Here is a 2,113-nt window from a genome sequence, read left to right on the forward strand (position 1 = left end):
AGGTAGCTGTCGAGGTCACCATCATCGGCGGGCACCTGGTCCGGCGTGGCGATCACGTGGTTACCTCGCTGCCCGCGGCGAACCGCGTTCCGGCGCTGCTGGATGGCGGAGACGACCTCGACGTCACCCGTGGCCGCTGTCCGCATGTTGCCTTCGGCCACGGCATCCACCACTGCCTCGGCGCGACTTTGGCTCGCCTCGAACTACAGCTGGCGCTTCCGGCATTGGTGCAGCGGTTCCCCGGGTTGCGCCTCGCCGACCCCGCCGCCAGACCCGCCTTCAAGCACCGGGCACTGATCTACGGTCTGCGATCCCTGCCCAAAACCTGGTGACCATCCTGAAAGGAACAACCGTTGACCATCGACGAACAGTCCAACGCCGCGCTACTGGCCGAGAACGACTTTCCTGACCACCAGCAGGTGGTGCAACGGTTCGGCGACCTCGCACCGGACGGCACGACAAGCACGGTGGCATTGTCGCGTCTGTTCGAGCATCCCCGGGTTGGTCTGCGCTTCTCGCGCTTCGACAAGCTCACGGCTGACGGCGGGTTCAAGCCGTACCAGATCCTGTTTGTCGGCCAGCGTGTCAAACGGCAGACGGCGTTCGGCAAGGTCGGCGCGACGGTCCGGATCGGCACCGGTATCCGCGCGATCGAACGGTCCTCGTACACCTACGGTCAAGGCATGTTCGTCGACGGGCACCTCGTCGCCACGGCTGAGGCCACCATCGTCCTCGCCGACAAGTCCGGGCCGATCACCTTGCCGGACGAATTGCGCGCCGACCTTGAGGAGCTGCAACTGCCTCAAACCAGTGCAGCAATCGCGTCGAAACCCGACCCGCGTCGCCGCAAGCGGCAGTACTACCCGGCCGCTGCCACCGTCCACAGCCGCGTCGGGGACGTCGACCTCAACCGGCACGTCAACTACATCGCCCAACTGGGCTGGTACGACGAGGCGATCGTGTCTTATGCACACCGTCTGCCGGGAGACGACGCTGCCAGGAAGCTCCCCCGATACCTCCCTTGGCGCTACCGCGTGACCTACCTCGGCGAAGTCCTTCACCCTCGCTCCTACGACATCGGGATCGCCGTCAGCGGACACGACGAGCACACCGTGCACTACGAACTGGGGCTGTTCGACGGCGGACAGTGCCTGGGGACCGCGGACGCCGCCGCACCACGCGGCAAGCTTTCCGCCACCGCACTCGCCTGGTCCCGCCAATGGATCAGCTCGTGAATTCGCCGTCGCTGATGACCGGTACGCGCTCACCGTTCCAGAACACAAGTCGATCAAGCCGCAGGCAAGAGAGATCGTCGCTGGCCAGCCGATCAGAAACGTCCTGTCATACCGCTGAGCACGCGACCGCCGAACGCACTCTCGTGCCGCGAACCGGTCGTTCGCCGACACGGCCTGGCCGCCGGGTCCAGGGGCCAGGCCGCAGGTTCGGACGAAGTGGAGCGTCGAGGTCAGGTGATCGCGGTCGGATCGACGAGTTTGACCTCCAGGCCGGCGACGCGGCGGTCTTGGAAGCGCAGGTTGGCGCGCGCGGCCTTCAAGCGTTCCTCCAAGGTGCGGTTGTCGGTGGTGAGCTGAAGAGCGCGCTGCTTGAGGGTGGTGTTCTCCGCGGTGATCCGCTGGATCGCGAACACGTTGCCGAGGGCGCCATCGCCAAGGCCATCGACGACCTGATGGACTCCAGCGCCGGCTCTCATTTGGCCGGACTGGCGGCCCCGAGCGGTGAACTCGTGCGTGACTTCGTCGATCTCCAGGAACAGCGTTGGTCGACTGGTTCCGGAGGCAGTTGGTGATCAGCAGAGGTGCGGATGTCGATGCCAAATGACGGCATCGTCGTGTACCAGATCGAGTTCGCTCGGTGTCAGCACCCCCTGGACCTGGTGCAGCAGCTCATGCACCTGTCCGCCGGGATGTCGAGGGCCCCAGATTCCCGGCGCGCAGGTTGGCCCGCAGGGTGGCGTAGGCGTCGACCACCTTCTTCACCGCCCGCACCGCCGGCTGCGCGGACAGCCCGAAGGCCGCCTTCAGGTCCGCGTACACCTCCTTCTGCAGACCGTTGCGGTCCCTCACGCCTCGGTTGAAGGCGACGGTGGAGGCAT

The 2,113-nt window shown here is 66.0% G+C and carries 3 protein-coding genes and 1 pseudogene; 2 read left to right on the forward strand and 2 right to left on the reverse strand.

All coding sequences use genetic code 11. The features are described 5' to 3' along the window. Together KVT44_RS60455 and KVT44_RS55395 are read left to right on the forward strand one after the other, a co-directional pair. The coding region (locus KVT44_RS60455; protein WP_217576817.1) for a cytochrome P450 at positions 1–332 on the forward strand (332 nt) is incomplete at its 5' end. A 21-nt stretch (positions 333–353) separates the two neighbouring features. Beyond that, on the forward strand, positions 354–1,235 hold the full coding sequence (locus KVT44_RS55395) for an acyl-ACP thioesterase domain-containing protein (protein ID WP_217576818.1): 882 nt from the start codon (positions 354–356) through the stop codon (positions 1,233–1,235). Positions 1,236–1,465: 230 nt separating this feature from the next. Here KVT44_RS55395 and KVT44_RS55400 read toward each other — a convergent pair whose 3' ends face one another. Both KVT44_RS55400 and KVT44_RS55405 read right to left on the reverse strand, forming a co-directional pair. Next, entirely contained in the window at positions 1,466–1,711 is a 246-nt protein-coding gene (locus KVT44_RS55400; RefSeq protein ID WP_217576819.1) for a hypothetical protein, read from the reverse strand. A gap of 193 nt (positions 1,712–1,904) precedes the next feature. After that, positions 1,905–2,113 (reverse strand): annotated as a pseudogene (locus KVT44_RS55405) (RNA-guided endonuclease TnpB family protein); the annotation flags it as partial.

It is taken from the genome of Streptomyces sp. GbtcB7 (assembly GCF_019091445.1).
In the GTDB taxonomy this organism is placed as follows: domain Bacteria; phylum Actinomycetota; class Actinomycetes; order Streptomycetales; family Streptomycetaceae; genus Streptomyces; species Streptomyces mirabilis.

What these genes read in the sequence shown, in the direction of transcription:
- KVT44_RS55400 (WP_217576819.1), bottom strand. Translation starts at nt 1,711, where the DNA reads ATGAGAGCCGGCGCTGGAGTCCATCAGGTCGTCGATGGCCTTGGCGAT.